This window comes from Pseudomonas putida (assembly GCF_002741075.1).
Lineage (GTDB): Bacteria > Pseudomonadota > Gammaproteobacteria > Pseudomonadales > Pseudomonadaceae > Aquipseudomonas > Aquipseudomonas putida_T.
Genome location: NZ_CP016634.1, coordinates 2,416,267 through 2,431,981 on the forward strand (window position 1 = coordinate 2,416,267; position 15,715 = coordinate 2,431,981).

Here is a 15,715-nt window from a genome sequence, read left to right on the forward strand (position 1 = left end):
TCGATAAAATTACACATAATCATCAGGCCTGCCGTGCCCGGGAGATTACTTCTTCTTTTTGGGGGCGATGACCATCATAAGCTGGCGTCCTTCCATCTTCGGATGCTGCTCAACGGTGCCGTATTCGGCGAGGTCAGCTTCGACCCGCTTCAACAGCTCCATGCCCAGCTCCTGGTGGGCCATCTCACGGCCGCGGAATCTCAGAGAGATCTTGGCCTTGTCCCCATCGCTAAGGAAACGTACCAGGTTGCGTAGTTTTACCTGGTAATCCCCTTCTTCCGTCCCTGGACGAAACTTGATTTCTTTGATCTGGATCTGCTTCTGGTTTTTCTTGGCTTCGTTGGCCTGCTTCTTCTTCTCGAAGAGGTGCTTGCCGTAGTCCATGACCTTGCAGACAGGCGGTTGCGCGTCTGCAGAGATCTCCACCAGATCCAGCTTCGCTTCATCAGCGATACGCAGCGCTTCATCAATCGAGACGATGCCAATCTGCTCGCCGTCAGCGCCAATTAACCGAACCTCGCGTGCCGAGATATTCTCGTTGATCGGGGCTTTCGGTGCAGTTCGTTTATCGTTTCTCATTTCACGCTTAATAGTCATTACTCCGATTCTAGGCGACCGCGCTGAGCCACGGCGTCAGCGAGCAGTTGGGTGAATTGGGAGACGGGCATGGAGCCCAGGTCTTTGCCATCACGGGTACGCACTGCAACGGTCTGCGTTTCGACTTCGCGGTCCCCTATAACCAGAAGGTATGGGACCTTGAGCAAAGTATGCTCGCGGATTTTAAAGCCGATCTTCTCATTTCTCAAGTCGGACTTGGCACGGAAGCCAGCCCCATTGAGGGATTTTTCCACTTCGAGTGCGAAATCGGCCTGCTTGTCGGTGATGTTCATGATCACCGCCTGGGTCGGGGCCAGCCACGCCGGGAATACGCCCGCGTAGTGCTCGATCAGCATGCCGATGAAGCGCTCGAAGGAACCGAGGATCGCACGGTGCAGCATGACCGGGCGCTTACGGTTGTTATCTTCGGCGATATAGCTGGCATCCAGACGCTCTGGAAGGTTCGGATCGTACTGCAGGGTGCCGCACTGCCAGTTACGGCCGAGGCAGTCACGCAGGGTGAACTCGATCTTCGGACCATAGAACGCGCCCTCGCCCGGCTGGTATTCCCACTCCAGGCCCGACTCGTTCAGCGCATCGGCCAGCGCGCCTTCGGCGCGATCCCACAGCTCTTCGGAGCCCACGCGCTTGGCGGGACGGGTCGAGAGCTTCATGGCGATGTCGGTGAAGCCGAAGTCCTTGTAGACGTCCAGGGTCAGCTTGATGAAGTCGGCCGCTTCTTTCTTGACCTGATCTTCGGTGCAGAAGATGTGGGCGTCGTCCTGGGTGAAGCCACGCACGCGCATGATGCCGTGCAGGGCGCCGGACGGCTCGTTACGGTGGCAGGCACCGAACTCGGCCAGGCGCAGCGGCAGGTCACGGTAAGACTTCAGACCCTGGTTGAACACCTGCACGTGGCACGGGCAGTTCATCGGTTTTACCGCGAAATCGCGACTTTCCGACGAAGTGGTGAACATGTTCTCGGCGTAGTTGGACCAGTGGCCGGAACGCTCCCAGAGGATACGGTCGACGACTTGCGGCGTCTTGATCTCCAGGTAGCCGTTTTCGCGCTGAACGCCACGCATGTACTGCTCGAGCACCTGATAGACGGTCCAGCCGGCCGGGTGCCAGAAGACCATGCCCGGAGCTTCTTCCTGCAGGTGGAAGAGGTCCAGCTGCTTGCCGATCTTGCGGTGGTCGCGTTTTTCGGCCTCTTCGATGCGCTGGATGTAGGCAGCCAGTTGCTTCTTGTCAGCCCAGGCGGTGCCGTACACACGCTGCAGCTGCTCGTTCTTGGCATCGCCGCGCCAGTAGGCACCGGACAGCTTGGTCAGCTTGAAGGCCTTGAGGAAGCGGGTGTTCGGCACGTGCGGGCCACGGCACATGTCGACGTATTCTTCGTGGTAGTACAGGCCCATGGCCTGTTCGTCCGGCATGTCCTCGACCAGGCGCAGCTTGTAGTCTTCGCCACGGCTCTTGAACACGTCGATGACTTCGGCGCGCGGGGTCATCTTCTTGACGACGTCGTAGTCCTTGTCGATCAGCTGTTGCATGCGCTGTTCGATGGCCGCCATGTCTTCTGGGGTGAAGGGGCGCTCGTAGGCGATGTCGTAGTAGAAGCCTTCGTCGATCACCGGGCCGATCACCATCTTGGCGGTCGGGTACAGCTGCTTCACCGCGTGGCCGACCAGGTGGGCGCACGAGTGACGGATGATCTCCAGTCCCTCTTCATCTTTAGGGGTGATGATCTGCAGGGTGGCGTCGTTCTCGATCAGGTCGCAGGCGTCGACCAGCTTGCCATCGACCTTGCCGGCCAGGGTGGCCTTGGCGAGGCCTGCGCCAATGGAGGCGGCGACTTCGGCAACGGTGACGGCCTTGTCGAACGTACGTTGACTGCCATCGGGAAGAGTAATTACGGGCATGGCGCCTCCTCTCCTAGTGGTGACCCCTACCAAAGGTCACATGGGTTGGGATGAGCCAGTACAAGATCCGCCCTGCCTTTCCCGCGGGAAAGCCTGCCTCACAGTGGCAGAAACCTTTCGGCCAACCAGGGACGAACCAGAGTGACTGGAAAGAAAATAGAAAACAGCCGCAAGGGAGCAGCTGTAAGCCGAGCATGCTAGCACGCGGCTTGGGCGGCAGGCAGAAATATTTGGAAATTACGCCGTTTGGGTGAACTTGTTCGGAAAAATCCACCTCAGAGTTTCTGAAGCATCCTACTCTTGATGAGATCCAACCCAAGGAGTGTGTGGTTATGCGACTTCAGTCTCTTCTGGCCCTGACCGCCGCCAGCGCCCTGCTGTTGCCCCTGGCGGCACATGCCGAGTGGCCTGCCGGCAAGAAAGGCGCCTACATGCAACAGTGCGTTCAGGTGGCGTCCGCCCAGGGCGTCGATGCGAAAATGGCGGACCAGCACTGCAAGTGCGGCGCTGACGCGATCGAGAAGAACTTCACCAAGGCAGAAATCGAAGACCTGGACAGCAAGGACGGTGTCGACGCCAAGCTGATGCAGCGGGCGCAGACCGTGGTACGCCAGGCCTGCGCACCGAAGAGCTGAGCCGTTTCGCGGAGGTAATCCACGCATTATTTGTCGTGGATCAGTATCCTGCGAAGGTAACAGGCGCTAGATACGCAGAATTAGACTATGATGTCGCCGGTGCTGCGTAGCCTCGGCAACATCGCACCTCGAAAAAAAACCATGTTTCTGGAGATTCACCCCATGTCCAATCGCCAAAACGGCACCGTCAAATGGTTCAATGATGAAAAAGGCTACGGCTTCATCACCCCAGCAGGCGGCGGCGACGACCTGTTCGTACACTTCAAGGCCATCGAAACCGACGGCTTCAAGAGCCTGAAAGAAGGCCAGTCCGTTTCCTTCGTTGCCGAACGCGGTCAGAAGGGCATGCAGGCTGCGCAGGTTCGTCCGGAGTAATTCGGATACGAATACAAAAAACCCGCCTTCGTGGCGGGTTTTTTGTGGGTGTTCGCTTGAGATGGACCCGCGGGGAAACCACTGTCTTGGGTTGCCTGTCCTGGCCTATTCGCGGGTAAACCCACACAGAGACTGCGGTGTGATGACACCACCGCAGAGCCTGCCCTCACAGATCATCGAAAGCACCGCAGAACCTGTGGGAGCGGGTTCACCCGCGAATGCGTTAGCAAAACCACCGCCGTACTCGCAGGTGAAGCCTCAACCGCAGTTGACGCGGGTCACCACACCTTGGTCATCGACGTTCAGGTTCAGCCGCTCCGAGCGATACTCCAAGGTGATCACGTCGTGAGGCTTGAGGATGCGTGCCAGTTGCGAGCCACTGGCCTTGCGCGCCTGCTCCAGCAGCGCCGGGGTGGCCTGCTTGCCGATGGTGAAATCGGCGCCGCTGGCTTCGCAGCGACCGCCGTTGTCGGCCGGGGCCGACGAGGCACTGTCGCCACCGTTTGAAGAACCGCCTGTGCTGCAACCTGCCAGGACTGCAGCCGCCAGCAAGGTCGCCAGGTAAGCACGGGTACGGAACATGAATCCTCCTAATCATCATGGGAACTGCCTCATGCGACAGCTCCGCTCAACTTTTGTTGCAAAACCGAGCAAGTCTGCCTGAACAGCCCCCTCATGGCGAAAGGGAATCGTGACTGGATTTTGCGTCGTACGTCTGGCGGTTTATTCGCAAGTGGTCGTGCGGCGATCGCAAAGGCATGATTTACTGCAACAACCGGAGCGCAGCACGCCTCCCTTCGAACGCCAGGGTCCGGTGTTCGACCCTTAGCCCAGGCTTGCCACGAGAGCTTCCCATGAGCAGCCACAGCATCGACGCCGATATCAAGGTCAAATGGGCCGAGGGCCAGAGCGCCTACAGCCCCGGCACCCCCGAAGAACTGCTACTGATCGCCATCGACCTTTTGGTACGCGACCGCGGCAGCGAGGCGGCGCGCAGCTTCATCGAGCAAGTGTTCGAGCGCTACGCACCGCACACCGCTATGGCAATCGAGCCAGGCGCTCGCTGAGCAGGTCGAAAAAGCCCTGGGCATCGCCCTCGTTCAGCCAAAGCACGTTGGCCGGACGCTTGAGCACCGCGTACCAGTCGACGACGGTCTGGCCGAAAGTAGGGCCTTCCCGACTGTCGACCTCCATGTGGACCCGCCGCCCACTGAACAGCTCGGGCTTGATCAGATAAGCGATGACACTGGCGTCATGCACCGGGCCACCGGGCATGCCGTACAGGTCCATGTCGTGCTTGACGTAGGCGTCGAGGATGTCCACCACACGCCGGCCGGCCTGATTGTCGATGGCGGCCAGTTGCTTGAAGCGCGCATCGCTGGTGATGACCTTGTGGGTCAGGTCCAGGGGCACGTAGGTGAGTTTGACACCGCTGGCCAGCACCACCTCTGCGGCATGGGGGTCGGCGTAGAGGTTGAACTCGGCCACCGGGGTGATGTTGCCGCCATTGAAGTGAGCGCCGCCCATCACCACCACTTCCTTGATGCCTTTGACGATCTCGGGCTTCTGGATCAGCGCCAGGGCCAGGTTGGTCTGTGGGCCGAGCATAGCGACAGTGACGCTGTGGGGCTCGGCACCGGACAGGGTATCGACCAGGTACTGCACCGCACTGCCTTGAGCCAGGCCTTGTTTGGGCACATGGACCTTCACCCCTTCCAGGCCCTCCTGGCCATGGATATCGTCGGCGTAGATCGGTTTGCGCACCAGCGGGCGCCCTGCCCCGGCGTATACCGGGATGTCTTCGCGCCCACCCCATTCACGCGCCAGGCGGGCGTTGCGCGAGGTCTTGTCCAGGCGCACATTGCCAGCCACGGTGGTGATGGCGCGAAGATTCAGGTCCTCGGGCGAGGCCATGGCGAGCAGCAGGGCGACGACATCGTCGGCACCAGGGTCGGTGTCGATGATCAGGTCCCGGGGAGCGGCCTGGAGGGGGGTGGTGGCCACGGCTGACATGAGAATGACTCCTTTGAGGAGGTGTTTGAGCATGGGGCACTCCTTGTTGCCTTGGGTAGTGGGGCCGCGTTGCGGCCCTTCGCGGGTAAACCCGCTCCCGAAGGCTTCAGCGCAGGGCTGGCGGGGGCGGACTGGATTTCAGAACGTCACACCCGCCACCAACGCGATGTTGCTGTACGGCCTGCATTCTCCCGTGCGCACGATCGCCTTGGCCTGACGGCACAGGTCCTTGAATGCCAAGTGTGGCAACAGCTCCCGCGAGCCCAACTGCCCCTGCGACTGCATCACCTGCTCAAGCCCGGGCGGCGCGACCTCGAGCATTTGCTCGGCCAGCACATGTCGCTCCACCTGCATTTCTTCCAGCACCGCCCGCAACACACTGGTGAAGTCCGGCACACCGGGTGTCACAGCCAGATCGATCAATTCCACACCCGGCGGCACCGGCAGCCCGGCGTCGCCGATCACCAGGATGTCGCCATGGCCCAGCCCGGCGATCACCCGGGACAACGCGATGTTCAACAGCCCGGTCTTCTTCATGGCGCAAGCTCCGCCAAGTACGGGATCGAGGGCTGGGCGCCCACGCGGGTCACCGACAAGGCCGCCGCGCGCTGGCCAAAGGCGATGGCCTCCCCCTCCTCCATGCCGCGCACCAACCCTGCGGCAAAGCCGCCGATAAACGTATCTCCTGCCGCCGTGGTATCCACAGGCTGGACCACCGGCGCGGGAAAATGCCGGCTACCACCAGGACTTACGAACAACGCCCCCTGCGCCCCCAGCGTGACGATCACCTTGCCCGCGCCCAACTGCAGCAGGCGCTCACCCGCGCGGCGTGCGCTGTCGATATCGGTCACGGGCTGGCCGGTCAGGGCTTCGGCCTCGCTCTCGTTGGGCGTGAGGTAATCGATGTGGGCAAACCAGTCCGACGGCAGCGGGCCAGTGGCGGGTGCCGGGTTGAGGATCACCGTCTTGCCCAGCTCACGCCCACGGGCGAGTGTCCAGGCCACCGTGGCCATGGGCACTTCCAACTGGCAGATGATTACCTCGGCGCTTTGCAGCAAGCCGTCGAAACGCTGCACCGAAGCCGGCGTCAGCTCGCCATTGCCGCCAGGGATGATGACGATGGCGTTCTGGCTAGCGGCATCGACCAGGATCAACGCCACGCCACTGGAAACGCCCTGGCACACGCCTACCGCCTGGCAATCGATGCCTTCATGCGCCAAAGCCTCGCGCAACTGCTGGCCATAGGCGTCGTCGCCCACACTGCCGACCATGGCCACGCTCGCCCCGAGCCGGGCCGCGGCCACCGCCTGGTTGGCACCCTTGCCGCCGGGCACGGTGAAGAAGCTGTCGCCGGCCAGCGTCTCGCCTGGCCGGGGCAAACGCTGGGTGCGGGCCACCAGGTCCATGTTGAGGCTGCCAACCACCACGACCTTGGCGCTCATGGTCACTCCTTAGCGGTAATCATTGAACAGGTCCGGGCGCGGCCCGGTGGATTCGCGCAGCACGATGCGCGGGGCGACGATGCGCTGCTGGGCCACGCCGCTGCGGGGTGTGCTGATGCGCGAGAGCAGCAGTTGCGCGGCGCTTTCGCCCAGCTCGCGGATCGACTGACCAACCGTGGTCAACGGCGGGTACACGTAGCGGCTGAGCTCGATGTCATCGAAACCGACCACCGACAACTCGCCCGGCACGTGGATGTTGCGCTCGGCCGCCGCACGCAACACGCCAAAACCGATCATGTCGTTGCCGGCGAAGATCGCCGTGGGCCGCGGGCCGTCGAGCAGGTGCACCGCGGCGGCGTAGCCACCGGGGCTGCTGAAATCACTGTGCAGAATGCGGTTTTCGACCTCCGCCACGCCCTGCTCGGCCATCGCCCGACGGTAGCCCGCCAGGCGCAACTGGGCAGGCCCTGAGTCGGCCGGCCCGCCGATGCAGGCGATGTCGCGATGGCCGAGGTCCAGCAAGTGCCGGGTGGCGAGGTAGCCGCCCTGTTCGTGATCGATGCGCACCAGGTCGGCGTCGATGCCATCCAGTGCGCGATCGACGATGACCATCGGCGTGCGCACGCTGGCCAGGCTTTCGAGCAGATCGCTGTCCTGGCCGACCGAGGCGACGATCAGGCCATCGATGCGTTTCTCCAGCAGCACCCGCAGGTAGCTGCGCTGCTTTTGCGGGTTGTCGTCGGAGTTGCAGAGGATCACGCAATAGCCGTTGCGCTCGCAGCCATCCTCGATGCCGCGGGCCAGTTCGGCGAAATACGGGTTGACGCTGTTGGGCACCAGCAGGCCGATGGTGGCGGTGCTGCGGGCCTTGAGCGAACGGGCCACGGCGCTGGGCACGTAGTCGAGTTCGGCGATGGCCGCCTCGACCTTCAGGCGCACGTGCTCGCTGACCGGGCGGGTCTTGTTCAGTACATGGGACACGGTGGTGTAGGAAATACCTGCCAGCGCCGCGACATCTTTGATGGTAGCCATGGGTTCAGTTCCGCCGGCCTGCGCGCCGGCTCCGGTAAGTGTCGAGCACCACGGCGATAACGATGACCGCCCCGGTGATGATGCGTTTGGTGGGTTCGGAAGCGCCGATCTGCGCCAGCCCCGCGGCCAGCACGGAGATGATCAGCACACCGAAGAACGTGCTGATGACCGAGCCGCGCCCGCCCATCAGGCTGGTGCCGCCGATCACCACGGCGGCGATCACCTGCAGTTCGAGGCCAGCGCCGGCATTGGGGTCGGCGGCCTCCAGGCGAGAGATCTGGAACAGCGCGGCCAGGCCTGCGAGCAGCCCCATCAAGGTGAACACCAGCACCTTGTAGGGGCGCGGGTCGATGCCGGCCAGGCGCACAGCCTCCTCGTTGGTGCCGATGCCGATCAGGTAACGGCCGAAGACCGTGCGGGTCAGCACCAGTTGGGCGACGACGATGACCAACAAGGCAATGATGAAGGCGGGCGAAATACCAAAGGCAATGGGGTTGGAGAACCAGGCGAAGGCGTCGCCGATGTAGGCGGTGCGCGAGTCGGTGAACTGGTACGCCAGGCCCCGGGCCATCTCCAGCACGCCCAGGGAAACGATGAACGACGGGATGCGCCAGGCCACGGTGATGCCGCCGGTGACGCTCCCTGCCAGCGCCGCCACGGCCATGCCCAGCAGCGCGGCAGGCAATGGGCTCCAGCCCCAGCCCAGGATCGCCACACTGACCGCCGAAGCGGCCAGAGCCAACACCGAGCCCACCGACAGGTCGATGCCGCCGATGATCAGCACGAAGGTCATCCCCACCGCCAGCACCATCAGGTCCGGGATCTGGTTGGCCAGGGTGCTGAAGGTTGCGTAGGACAGAAAGTGACTGCTCAGGAACGAGAACAGCACGATCATCGCCAGCAAGGCGCCGGCCAAGCCCAGGTAAGTGCCCAGGCCGAAGTAATTGGCGCTGCGGCGCACCGGGGCGCGGCCCGGGATGTCGAGGGGTGTGGTCTTCATGGGTCCATCCTGGGCGCTGCTTCATGCAGCAGTGCGTCACGTTTTTGATAGCCGGCGAAGGCGGCGGCGAGCAGTTGATCCTGGCTCCAGCGGTCGCGCTCGAAGGTGTCGATCAGCCGGCCCGCCGAGAGCACGGCGATGCGATCGCAGATCAGCATCAGCTCGCGCAAGTCGCTGGACACCACCACCAAGGCCTTGCCCTGGCGCGCCAGTTCGGCCAGCAGGCCGTAGATATCGAATTTGGCGCCGACGTCGATGCCGCGGGTCGGCTCGTCGAACAGCAGCACCTGGCAGTCGCGCTCCAGCCAACGGCCGATCACCACCTTCTGCTGGTTGCCGCCGGAGAGCTCGCCCACGGCCTGGGCCGGGCTGGCGCTGCGGATGCGCATGGCGTTGATCTGGCGTTCGGCCAGGGCACGCTCGGCCTCGGCGTCGAGCATGCCCACACGGGACACTGCCCCTAGATTACCCAGGGCGATGTTGGCGCTGATCGACTGGGACAACAGCAGGCCTTCGCCCTTGCGGTCCTCGGTGATCAAGGCGATGCCGGCGCGCACCGCCGCCTTGGGTGAATCGGGGGTGACCGGCCGCAAGGGCTGGCCAAGTTCGACTTGCCCGCTGTCGGCGCGGTCGGCGCCGTAGATCAGGCGCAACAGCTCGGTGCGCCCGGCGCCGATCAGACCGGAGATGCCGAAGATCTCCCCGGCCCTGACCTCGAACGACACCTCGCGCACCTTGTCGCCACGGCTGAGCTTGTGGACCTTGAGCAACGTCTGACCGATCTCGCGGCGGCCAAGGTCGATGTGCTCGCCCAGCTCGCGACCGACCATGAGATTGACCAGTTCGGCGCTGGTGTAACGTTGGATCGGCTCGACGCACACCAGCTTGCCATCACGCAGCACGGCGATGCGCTGGGCCACGCGCTGCAGCTCTTCCAGGCGATGGGAGATATAGACGATGGCCACGCCGCGCTGGCGCAGGCGCTCGATCTGGGTGAACAGCAGCTCCACCTCGCGAGCGGTGAGCATGGCCGTGGGCTCATCGAAGATCAGCACATGGCAATCGCCGATGAGGTTGCGGGCGATCTCCACCATCTGCTGATGGCCGATGCCCAACTCGCCGACCGGAGTATCTGGGTCGATGGCGTCCAGGCCGACCTGGGCCATGGCCGCAGTGGCCAGTTGGCGCAGGCGTTTCTGGCTGATCCAGCCGGCGCGGCTGGGCAGGTTGTCGAGGAACAGGTTCTCAGCCACGGTCAGGGTCGGCAGCAGGTTGAGTTCCTGCATCACCATGCGCACGCCCAGGCGCTCGGCCTCGCTGCGACTGCCAGGCGCATAGGGCTGAGTGCGGTAGTGCATCTGGCCGGTGGTGGGCGTCTCCAGGCCACTGATGAGCTTGGACAGCGTGCTCTTGCCCGCGCCGTTCTCGCCGGTGAGCGCCAGCACTTCGCCGGCGCGCAGCTCCAGCGTCACATCAGCGAGCACTGGCTGGGTATAGGTCTTGCCCAGGCCACTGACGGCGAGGGTGACCTCGTTGGTTTCTCTCATCGCAGCCCCCCTGCCCCAGGGAACGCAGCAGTCTTGTGTTGGCTACGCCGGCCCATTCGCGGGTAAGCCCGCTCCCACAGGCCTGGCGCAGGCCTCGAAAACCCCGCTGTACCAGTGCGAGTGGGCTTACCCACGAAACAGGCGACGCGCCAAGTCATCATTCGGTAACCAGTTCGACCGGGGTCTGGATGACGTTGTCGGCATCCACCGCAGGCTTTTCACCCTTGAGCATCTGCAACGCGGCCTGGATGCCAAACACGGCCTGCTCGGCGCCATGCTGCTCGAGGGTGGCGAGCACGCGGCCGTCCTTGAGCATGGGTTTGATGGCGCGGATGTTGTCGTAGCCAACCACCTGCACCTGGCCGGTCTTGCCCGCCGCACGCACCGCCGAGACAGCGCCCAGGGCCATGCTGTCGTTGCCGGCCAGCAGGGCCTTGAGTTCGGGGTATTCGTTGAGCATGGCAGCGGCGACGGCATTGCCTTTGTCGATTTCCCAGTTGCCGGACTGCACCGAGACCACCTTCATCTGCGCGGCGTCCATGGCGTCCTTGAAGCCTGCGGTGCGCTGCTGGGCGTTGGTGGTGGTGGGCACGCCTTCGATGATGCCGACCTGGTCACCGGCCTTGAGTTTCTGCTGGGCCAGGTAGTCGCCAACCAGGCGTGCGCCCTTGCGGTTGTCGGGGCCGACGAAGGGCACACTCAGGCCTTTGCTCTTGAGCACTTCGGGGTCGAGGCGGTTGTCGATGTTGACCACCGTGATGCCAGCATCCATGGCCTTCTTGATCACCGGCACCAAGGCCTTGGAGTCGGCAGGCGCGATGACCAGGGCGTTGACGCCAGAGACGATCATCTGCTCGACGATGCGGATCTGGTTGCCGGTATCGGACTCGTCCTTGATGCCATTGGCCACCAGGTCGAAGTCATTGGTGTGGGCTTTTTGATAGGTCTTGGCGCCGTCTTCCATGGTCAGGAAGAACTCGTTGGCCAGGGACTTCATGACCAGGGCGACCTTGGGTTTGTCCTGAGCCTGGGCGGCGGACAAGGGGAGCGTGAGGGCAAGCGTTGAGAAGACAGCCAGGGCCAGCAAGCGGCCGGGGAATGGCAATTTCATGAATTTGACTCCGAATCTTGTGTTTTTTATCGGATCGCAAACGTTTGCGTTGCCTAACTATGGAAACAAGACCTGTTTTTGTCAAATCCATCACACGGTTTTGGCCTGGCCGCGTACGTCGGGATTATCCAGAAAATTTCCGAAAAACCGAACACCTTTTCCTACTCTCATTCGGGATCCCGAACACAAAGGCGGCGCTCCAGCCTTTTTCGGCCCCAAGGAAACGTCGCAAAGCGCCCTAGGCATGGGCTGACGCAGCCGCCAGAGAAGCCGCTAGCCCCGCTGGTACGAAACCTGCCTGCTCAACGGCGCGACACAGCCAACCATCTCATTTGGAAGAGAGAAAATAAAAACATGAATGCTGCAGTGAAAACCTTCGCCCCAAGCGCCCTCGCCCTGTTGCTGATCCTGCCGACCGGCCTTAGCGCCAAGGAAGCCGAGCAACAGCAGAAACTGGCCAACGTAGTCATTCTCGCCACCGGCGGCACCATTGCCGGCGCCGGTGCCAGCGCTGCCAACAGCGCCACCTACCAGGCCGCCAAACTGGGCGTCGACAAACTCATCGCCGGCGTGCCGGAACTGGCCACCCTGGCCAACGTGCGTGGCGAGCAGGTAATGCAGATCGCCTCCGAGAGCATCAGCAACGACGACCTGCTCAAGCTTGGCAAACGCGTCGCGGAGCTGGCCGACAGCAAGGACGTCGACGGCATCGTCATTACCCACGGTACCGACACCCTCGAAGAAACCGCCTACTTCCTCAACCTGGTGGAGAAGACCGACAAACCGATCGTGGTGGTCGGCTCGATGCGTCCAGGTACCGCCATGTCCGCCGATGGCATGCTCAACCTGTACAACGCCGTGGCCGTGGCCAGCGACAAGCAATCGCGCGGCAAGGGCGTGCTGGTGACGATGAACGACGAGATCCAGTCCGGGCGTGACGTGAGCAAGTCGGTCAACATCAAGACCGAAGCGTTCAAGAGCGCCTGGGGCCCGATGGGCATGGTGGTGGAAGGCAAGTCCTACTGGTTCCGCCTGCCGGCCAAGCGCCACACCACTGAGTCGGAATTCGACATCAAGCAGATCAGCGCCCTGCCCCAGGTGGACATCGCCTATGGCTACGGCAACGTGACCGACACCGCCTACAAGGCCCTCGCGCAAAATGGCGCCAAGGCGCTGATCCATGCGGGTACAGGCAATGGTTCGGTATCGTCGCGGGTGGTGCCAGCGCTGCAAGAGCTGCGCAAGAACGGTGTTCAGATCATTCGTTCGTCCCACGTCAACCAGGGTGGTTTCGTGCTGCGCAACGCCGAACAGCCTGACGACAAGAACGACTGGGTCGTGGCCCATGACCTGAACCCACAAAAAGCGAGGATCCTGGCCATGGTGGCGATGACGAAAACCCAAGACAGCAAGGAGCTGCAGCGGATCTTCTGGGAATATTGATTCGTTGCCCTGAAGTTAGGCCGGCGCGGTCTCTGAGCCGGCCCATTCGCGGGTAATCCCGCTCCTATAGGTCCCGCGAGGCCAAGAGAGGAGCGAGTTTACCCGCGTCTGCATTCACTGGGTGAGTGAACCAATTCCATCCCTGCGGTCATAAACGCTTTTCGCCTTACACGCTGTTGCGAAATAGCCTACAGTGAAATACTGTATGCGCATACAGCAAAACAAGGAAAAGCCCCGTGGCCAGTACCTCCGCAGCAACGCCTAGCACCTATGAGCAACTGGGTCTGCGCATCCAGAAGATCATCAACAGCCCCATCGCCCAGCGCAGCCGCGCGGCATTGATCTTCCGCCTGGAGCACGAGTCGCCTGACGACTGGGAAACCCTGCTCGAGGAGATCGCCGAAAACGACAACGTCACCCTCGCCCACCGCGACGATGGCGGCGTGCAGATCTTCTGGACAGTGCCCAAGGAAGACTGACCGCGCATGAGAGTTTCGCTTTTCGCAGGCCTGTGCCTGCTGTTCACCGCTGTCACCGCACAGGCCGATGCCCCGCGCACCTTCCAGGAAGCCAAGAAGGTCGCCTGGCGGCTGTATGCACCGCAATCCACCGAGTTCTACTGTGGCTGCAAATACAAAGGCAACAAAGTGGACCTGGCCTCCTGCGGCTACACCCCGCGCAAGAATGCCCAACGTGCCTCGCGCATCGAGTGGGAACACATCGTGCCGGCCTGGCAGATCGGCCACCAGCGTCAATGCTGGCAAAACGGTGGACGCAAGAACTGCTCGCGCCACGATGAAGTGTACAAACGCGCCGAGGCCGACCTGCACAACCTGGTGCCGAGCATCGGCGAGGTCAATGGCGATCGCAGCAACTACAGCTTTGGCTGGCTGCCTCAGCAGCAAGGCCAGTACGGCAGTTGCCTGACCCAGGTGGACTTCAAGGCCAAGAAAGTGATGCCGCGCCCATCGATCCGCGGGATGATCGCGCGCACCTACTTCTATATGAGCAAGCAATACAACCTGCGCCTGTCCAAGCAGGACCGGCAGTTGTTCGAAGCCTGGAACAAGACCTACCCGCCACAAACCTGGGAGTTGCAGCGCAACCAGCAGGTGGCGTGTGTCATGGGGCACGGCAACGACTTCGTCGGGCCGGTGAACCTGCATGCCTGTGGCTGATCAGTTGAGCGTTTGCAGGTAGGCGCTGGCCTGCTGGTAGCGGCAGAGCCGTGCGAGATCCGCAGGGCCCGGGCAAGGGATGCGTGACAGGTCACTGTTGTCGGCCAGATCCGCGAGTTTGACCTGTCGCGCCAGCGGGTCGCCCCCCAGGCGCACGACGAACGCCTCGTAGCTCTCGCCATCGCGCCGGCTCAGGGCCTGCACGGCGGCGAGGATCTTCAGCGGGAAGCCTTCGCGCGCAAGGTCCGACAGGGTCAGCGGGGTGTCTTCCAGCACGTCGTGGAGCACTGCGACGATCCGCTGCTCCAGCGTGCAGACCCGCATCATCACCCGCAATGGGTGCAGGATATAGGCCGCCCCACCCTTGTCATATTGCCCTTCATGCGCCCTGGCAGCGACGGCAATGGCCCGTTCCAGCGTAGACATGAGGCCTTCTCCCCTCAACCACCTGCTTCACAACAAGCATAGCCGCCCATGCCCTGGGCATGCATTTTTGGCGGACTCAAGCGTCGTGCAGCCTCCAAGCTCCCGGGGCCACACAACCCATGCCCGCAGCCTCTGGCCCTCAGCGCTGGGCGCCGTGCTGGATGACGATCGAGTCCGTTCCCAGGCGTGCCATGACATCGGCCTTGCGCGCCTCAGCCTCGGCCTTGGTGGGGAACGGCCCCATCAGCACCACCGGCTTGCCATTGCGGTATTCGACCGATGACGGGATGCCTTTTTCGATCAGGCGCGCGGTCATGTCGGTCAGGGCACCCATGTTGGCGCCCTGGATCACCTCGACGTCCCAGCCTTCCGGGGCGGGCTGGTCCGCCAGGACATCGGCGCGCCGTTGCAGTTCGGCGCCACCGCAGACCTCACGGATCCGCAGGTTATTGCCCGAGTCATCGACGAGGATTTCATACTGGCCATCGTGCTTGATCGCCACATAGCTGCGGTACGCCTCGTACTGCCCGGCGTCGTCCTTGCCACGCACCTGGCCGCAGATCGAGCCCTGGGTGTCGATCCGCACGTTGGCGAACTTGGCTGTCTTGGGGTTGTGCAGGTGTTCGGCCACCTGTTTGTGGACACCCTCGACCTCGTTCTCACAGCCCGCCAGGGCCAGCACTGCCATTACCACTGCCAGTTTGCGCACGCGTCTACCTCCTGATTCGAAGCGGCGGATTCTAGCATGTCGGGCGGGTAACCTAAGTTCTACCTGCGCACCGCCTCGTACTGCCGCGCACACGCCCGCTGGTACGGCTGCATGCCACTGGAGCATCGCCAGCAGTTGAACCGCTGCAAGACCAGGGCAGAAAAGGCGCATGTCCACGTCATTGGACAGGACAAGACTTGCCGTACCAAAACGGTTACCAGAGCCCGCCCGAGTCAAAGGAATGCTGGAAAAAACAAGACAATCACCTAGAGTTTTTTGAACTCG

At 62.7% G+C, this 15,715-nt stretch carries 18 protein-coding genes; 6 read left to right on the forward strand and 12 right to left on the reverse strand.

Annotation, left to right across the window (positions count from 1 at the left end):
• Positions 1–45: 45 nt before the first annotated feature.
• Complete coding sequence (infC, locus tag IEC33019_RS11225; protein ID WP_170831750.1) at positions 46–597, reverse strand: translation initiation factor IF-3; 552 nt, start codon at positions 595–597, stop codon at positions 46–48.
• The gene (thrS, locus tag IEC33019_RS11230) at positions 597–2,519 is read right to left on the reverse strand and encodes a threonine--tRNA ligase (RefSeq protein WP_070091785.1); all 1,923 of its coding nucleotides are present in this window, start codon (positions 2,517–2,519) and stop codon (positions 597–599) included. The genes infC and thrS overlap by 1 nt, the downstream gene beginning before the upstream one ends.
• Before the next feature lie 332 nt (positions 2,520–2,851).
• Here thrS and IEC33019_RS11235 point away from each other — a divergent pair, with 332 nt between their 5' ends.
• Positions 2,852–3,154 (forward strand): hypothetical protein, encoded by a 303-nt coding sequence (locus tag IEC33019_RS11235; RefSeq protein WP_070091786.1) that lies wholly within the window; start codon positions 2,852–2,854, stop codon positions 3,152–3,154.
• A 162-nt stretch (positions 3,155–3,316) separates the two neighbouring features.
• A complete protein-coding gene (locus IEC33019_RS11240; protein WP_070091905.1) occupies positions 3,317–3,529 on the forward strand; it encodes a cold-shock protein in 213 nt (70 codons plus the stop codon).
• 258 nt (positions 3,530–3,787) lie between these two features.
• On the opposite strand, the gene IEC33019_RS11245 is transcribed toward IEC33019_RS11240, so the two are convergent.
• Positions 3,788–4,111, reverse strand: coding sequence for an I78 family peptidase inhibitor (locus IEC33019_RS11245; protein ID WP_070091787.1), 324 nt, complete (start codon positions 4,109–4,111; stop codon positions 3,788–3,790).
• 272 nt (positions 4,112–4,383) lie between these two features.
• Between IEC33019_RS11245 and IEC33019_RS11250 the strand changes: the two genes are divergently transcribed.
• Positions 4,384–4,596: a hypothetical protein gene (locus IEC33019_RS11250; RefSeq protein WP_070091788.1), complete on the forward strand. Its 213-nt coding sequence runs from the start codon at positions 4,384–4,386 to the stop codon at positions 4,594–4,596.
• On the opposite strand, the gene IEC33019_RS11255 is transcribed toward IEC33019_RS11250, so the two are convergent.
• From IEC33019_RS11255 to IEC33019_RS11285, 7 genes are all read right to left on the reverse strand, one after another.
• Positions 4,568–5,575: a nucleoside hydrolase gene (locus IEC33019_RS11255; RefSeq protein WP_070091789.1), complete on the reverse strand. Its 1,008-nt coding sequence runs from the start codon at positions 5,573–5,575 to the stop codon at positions 4,568–4,570. The two genes, IEC33019_RS11250 and IEC33019_RS11255, sit on opposite strands and share 29 nt — an antisense overlap.
• Before the next feature lie 105 nt (positions 5,576–5,680).
• Positions 5,681–6,079 carry a D-ribose pyranase gene (gene rbsD, locus IEC33019_RS11260; RefSeq protein ID WP_070091790.1) on the reverse strand — a complete coding sequence of 133 codons (399 nt, stop codon included), beginning with the start codon at positions 6,077–6,079 and terminating at the stop codon, positions 5,681–5,683.
• Positions 6,076–6,984, reverse strand: a complete 909-nt coding sequence (gene rbsK, locus IEC33019_RS11265) for a ribokinase (RefSeq protein WP_070091791.1) — start codon at positions 6,982–6,984, stop codon at positions 6,076–6,078. Before rbsK ends, rbsD begins: the two co-directional genes overlap by 4 nt.
• A 9-nt stretch (positions 6,985–6,993) precedes the next feature.
• A complete protein-coding gene (locus IEC33019_RS11270; RefSeq protein ID WP_070091792.1) occupies positions 6,994–8,016 on the reverse strand; it encodes a LacI family DNA-binding transcriptional regulator in 1,023 nt (340 codons plus the stop codon).
• A 4-nt stretch (positions 8,017–8,020) separates the two neighbouring features.
• Positions 8,021–9,016 carry an ABC transporter permease gene (locus IEC33019_RS11275; RefSeq protein ID WP_070091793.1) on the reverse strand — a complete coding sequence of 332 codons (996 nt, stop codon included), beginning with the start codon at positions 9,014–9,016 and terminating at the stop codon, positions 8,021–8,023.
• The gene (locus IEC33019_RS11280) at positions 9,013–10,563 is read right to left on the reverse strand and encodes a sugar ABC transporter ATP-binding protein (protein ID WP_070091794.1); all 1,551 of its coding nucleotides are present in this window, start codon (positions 10,561–10,563) and stop codon (positions 9,013–9,015) included. Before IEC33019_RS11280 ends, IEC33019_RS11275 begins: the two co-directional genes overlap by 4 nt.
• 157 nt (positions 10,564–10,720) lie before the next feature.
• Positions 10,721–11,674 (reverse strand): sugar ABC transporter substrate-binding protein, encoded by a 954-nt coding sequence (locus IEC33019_RS11285; RefSeq protein ID WP_099593560.1) that lies wholly within the window; start codon positions 11,672–11,674, stop codon positions 10,721–10,723.
• A gap of 354 nt (positions 11,675–12,028) precedes the next feature.
• On the opposite strand from IEC33019_RS11285, the gene IEC33019_RS11290 reads away from it, so the two are divergent.
• The 3 genes from IEC33019_RS11290 (at position 12,029) to IEC33019_RS11300 (ending at position 14,295) form a co-directional block, all read left to right on the forward strand.
• The gene (locus IEC33019_RS11290; RefSeq protein ID WP_070091796.1) at positions 12,029–13,117 is read left to right on the forward strand and encodes an asparaginase; all 1,089 of its coding nucleotides are present in this window, start codon (positions 12,029–12,031) and stop codon (positions 13,115–13,117) included.
• 236 nt (positions 13,118–13,353) lie between these two features.
• Positions 13,354–13,596 carry a DUF1654 domain-containing protein gene (locus IEC33019_RS11295; RefSeq protein ID WP_070091797.1) on the forward strand — a complete coding sequence of 81 codons (243 nt, stop codon included), beginning with the start codon at positions 13,354–13,356 and terminating at the stop codon, positions 13,594–13,596.
• A gap of 6 nt (positions 13,597–13,602) precedes the next feature.
• Positions 13,603–14,295: an endonuclease gene (locus IEC33019_RS11300; protein ID WP_070091798.1), complete on the forward strand. Its 693-nt coding sequence runs from the start codon at positions 13,603–13,605 to the stop codon at positions 14,293–14,295.
• Here the strand turns inward: IEC33019_RS11300 and IEC33019_RS11305 are convergent, their stop codons facing one another.
• Both IEC33019_RS11305 and IEC33019_RS11310 read right to left on the reverse strand, forming a co-directional pair.
• A complete protein-coding gene (locus tag IEC33019_RS11305) occupies positions 14,296–14,721 on the reverse strand; it encodes an HD domain-containing protein (protein WP_070091799.1) in 426 nt (141 codons plus the stop codon).
• 139 nt (positions 14,722–14,860) lie between these two features.
• On the reverse strand, positions 14,861–15,430 hold the full coding sequence (locus IEC33019_RS11310) for an SPOR domain-containing protein (protein WP_070091800.1): 570 nt from the start codon (positions 15,428–15,430) through the stop codon (positions 14,861–14,863).
• Positions 15,431–15,715: the final 285 nt, after the last annotated feature.

What these genes read in the sequence shown, in the direction of transcription:
- rbsD (WP_070091790.1), bottom strand. Translation starts at nt 6,079, where the DNA reads ATGAAGAAGACCGGGCTGTTGAACATCGCGTTGTCCCGGGTGATCGCC.
- IEC33019_RS11250 (WP_070091788.1), top strand. Translation starts at nt 4,384, where the DNA reads ATGAGCAGCCACAGCATCGACGCCGATATCAAGGTCAAATGGGCCGAG.
- IEC33019_RS11255 (WP_070091789.1), bottom strand. Translation starts at nt 5,575, where the DNA reads ATGCTCAAACACCTCCTCAAAGGAGTCATTCTCATGTCAGCCGTGGCC.
- IEC33019_RS11235 (WP_070091786.1), top strand. Translation starts at nt 2,852, where the DNA reads ATGCGACTTCAGTCTCTTCTGGCCCTGACCGCCGCCAGCGCCCTGCTG.
- infC (WP_170831750.1), bottom strand. Translation starts at nt 597, where the DNA reads ATGACTATTAAGCGTGAAATGAGAAACGATAAACGAACTGCACCGAAA.
- IEC33019_RS11305 (WP_070091799.1), bottom strand. Translation starts at nt 14,721, where the DNA reads ATGTCTACGCTGGAACGGGCCATTGCCGTCGCTGCCAGGGCGCATGAA.
- IEC33019_RS11275 (WP_070091793.1), bottom strand. Translation starts at nt 9,016, where the DNA reads ATGAAGACCACACCCCTCGACATCCCGGGCCGCGCCCCGGTGCGCCGC.
- thrS (WP_070091785.1), bottom strand. Translation starts at nt 2,519, where the DNA reads ATGCCCGTAATTACTCTTCCCGATGGCAGTCAACGTACGTTCGACAAG.
- rbsK (WP_070091791.1), bottom strand. Translation starts at nt 6,984, where the DNA reads ATGAGCGCCAAGGTCGTGGTGGTTGGCAGCCTCAACATGGACCTGGTG.
- IEC33019_RS11270 (WP_070091792.1), bottom strand. Translation starts at nt 8,016, where the DNA reads ATGGCTACCATCAAAGATGTCGCGGCGCTGGCAGGTATTTCCTACACC.
- IEC33019_RS11280 (WP_070091794.1), bottom strand. Translation starts at nt 10,563, where the DNA reads ATGAGAGAAACCAACGAGGTCACCCTCGCCGTCAGTGGCCTGGGCAAG.
- IEC33019_RS11245 (WP_070091787.1), bottom strand. Translation starts at nt 4,111, where the DNA reads ATGTTCCGTACCCGTGCTTACCTGGCGACCTTGCTGGCGGCTGCAGTC.
- IEC33019_RS11300 (WP_070091798.1), top strand. Translation starts at nt 13,603, where the DNA reads ATGAGAGTTTCGCTTTTCGCAGGCCTGTGCCTGCTGTTCACCGCTGTC.
- IEC33019_RS11290 (WP_070091796.1), top strand. Translation starts at nt 12,029, where the DNA reads ATGAATGCTGCAGTGAAAACCTTCGCCCCAAGCGCCCTCGCCCTGTTG.
- IEC33019_RS11285 (WP_099593560.1), bottom strand. Translation starts at nt 11,674, where the DNA reads ATGAAATTGCCATTCCCCGGCCGCTTGCTGGCCCTGGCTGTCTTCTCA.
- IEC33019_RS11240 (WP_070091905.1), top strand. Translation starts at nt 3,317, where the DNA reads ATGTCCAATCGCCAAAACGGCACCGTCAAATGGTTCAATGATGAAAAA.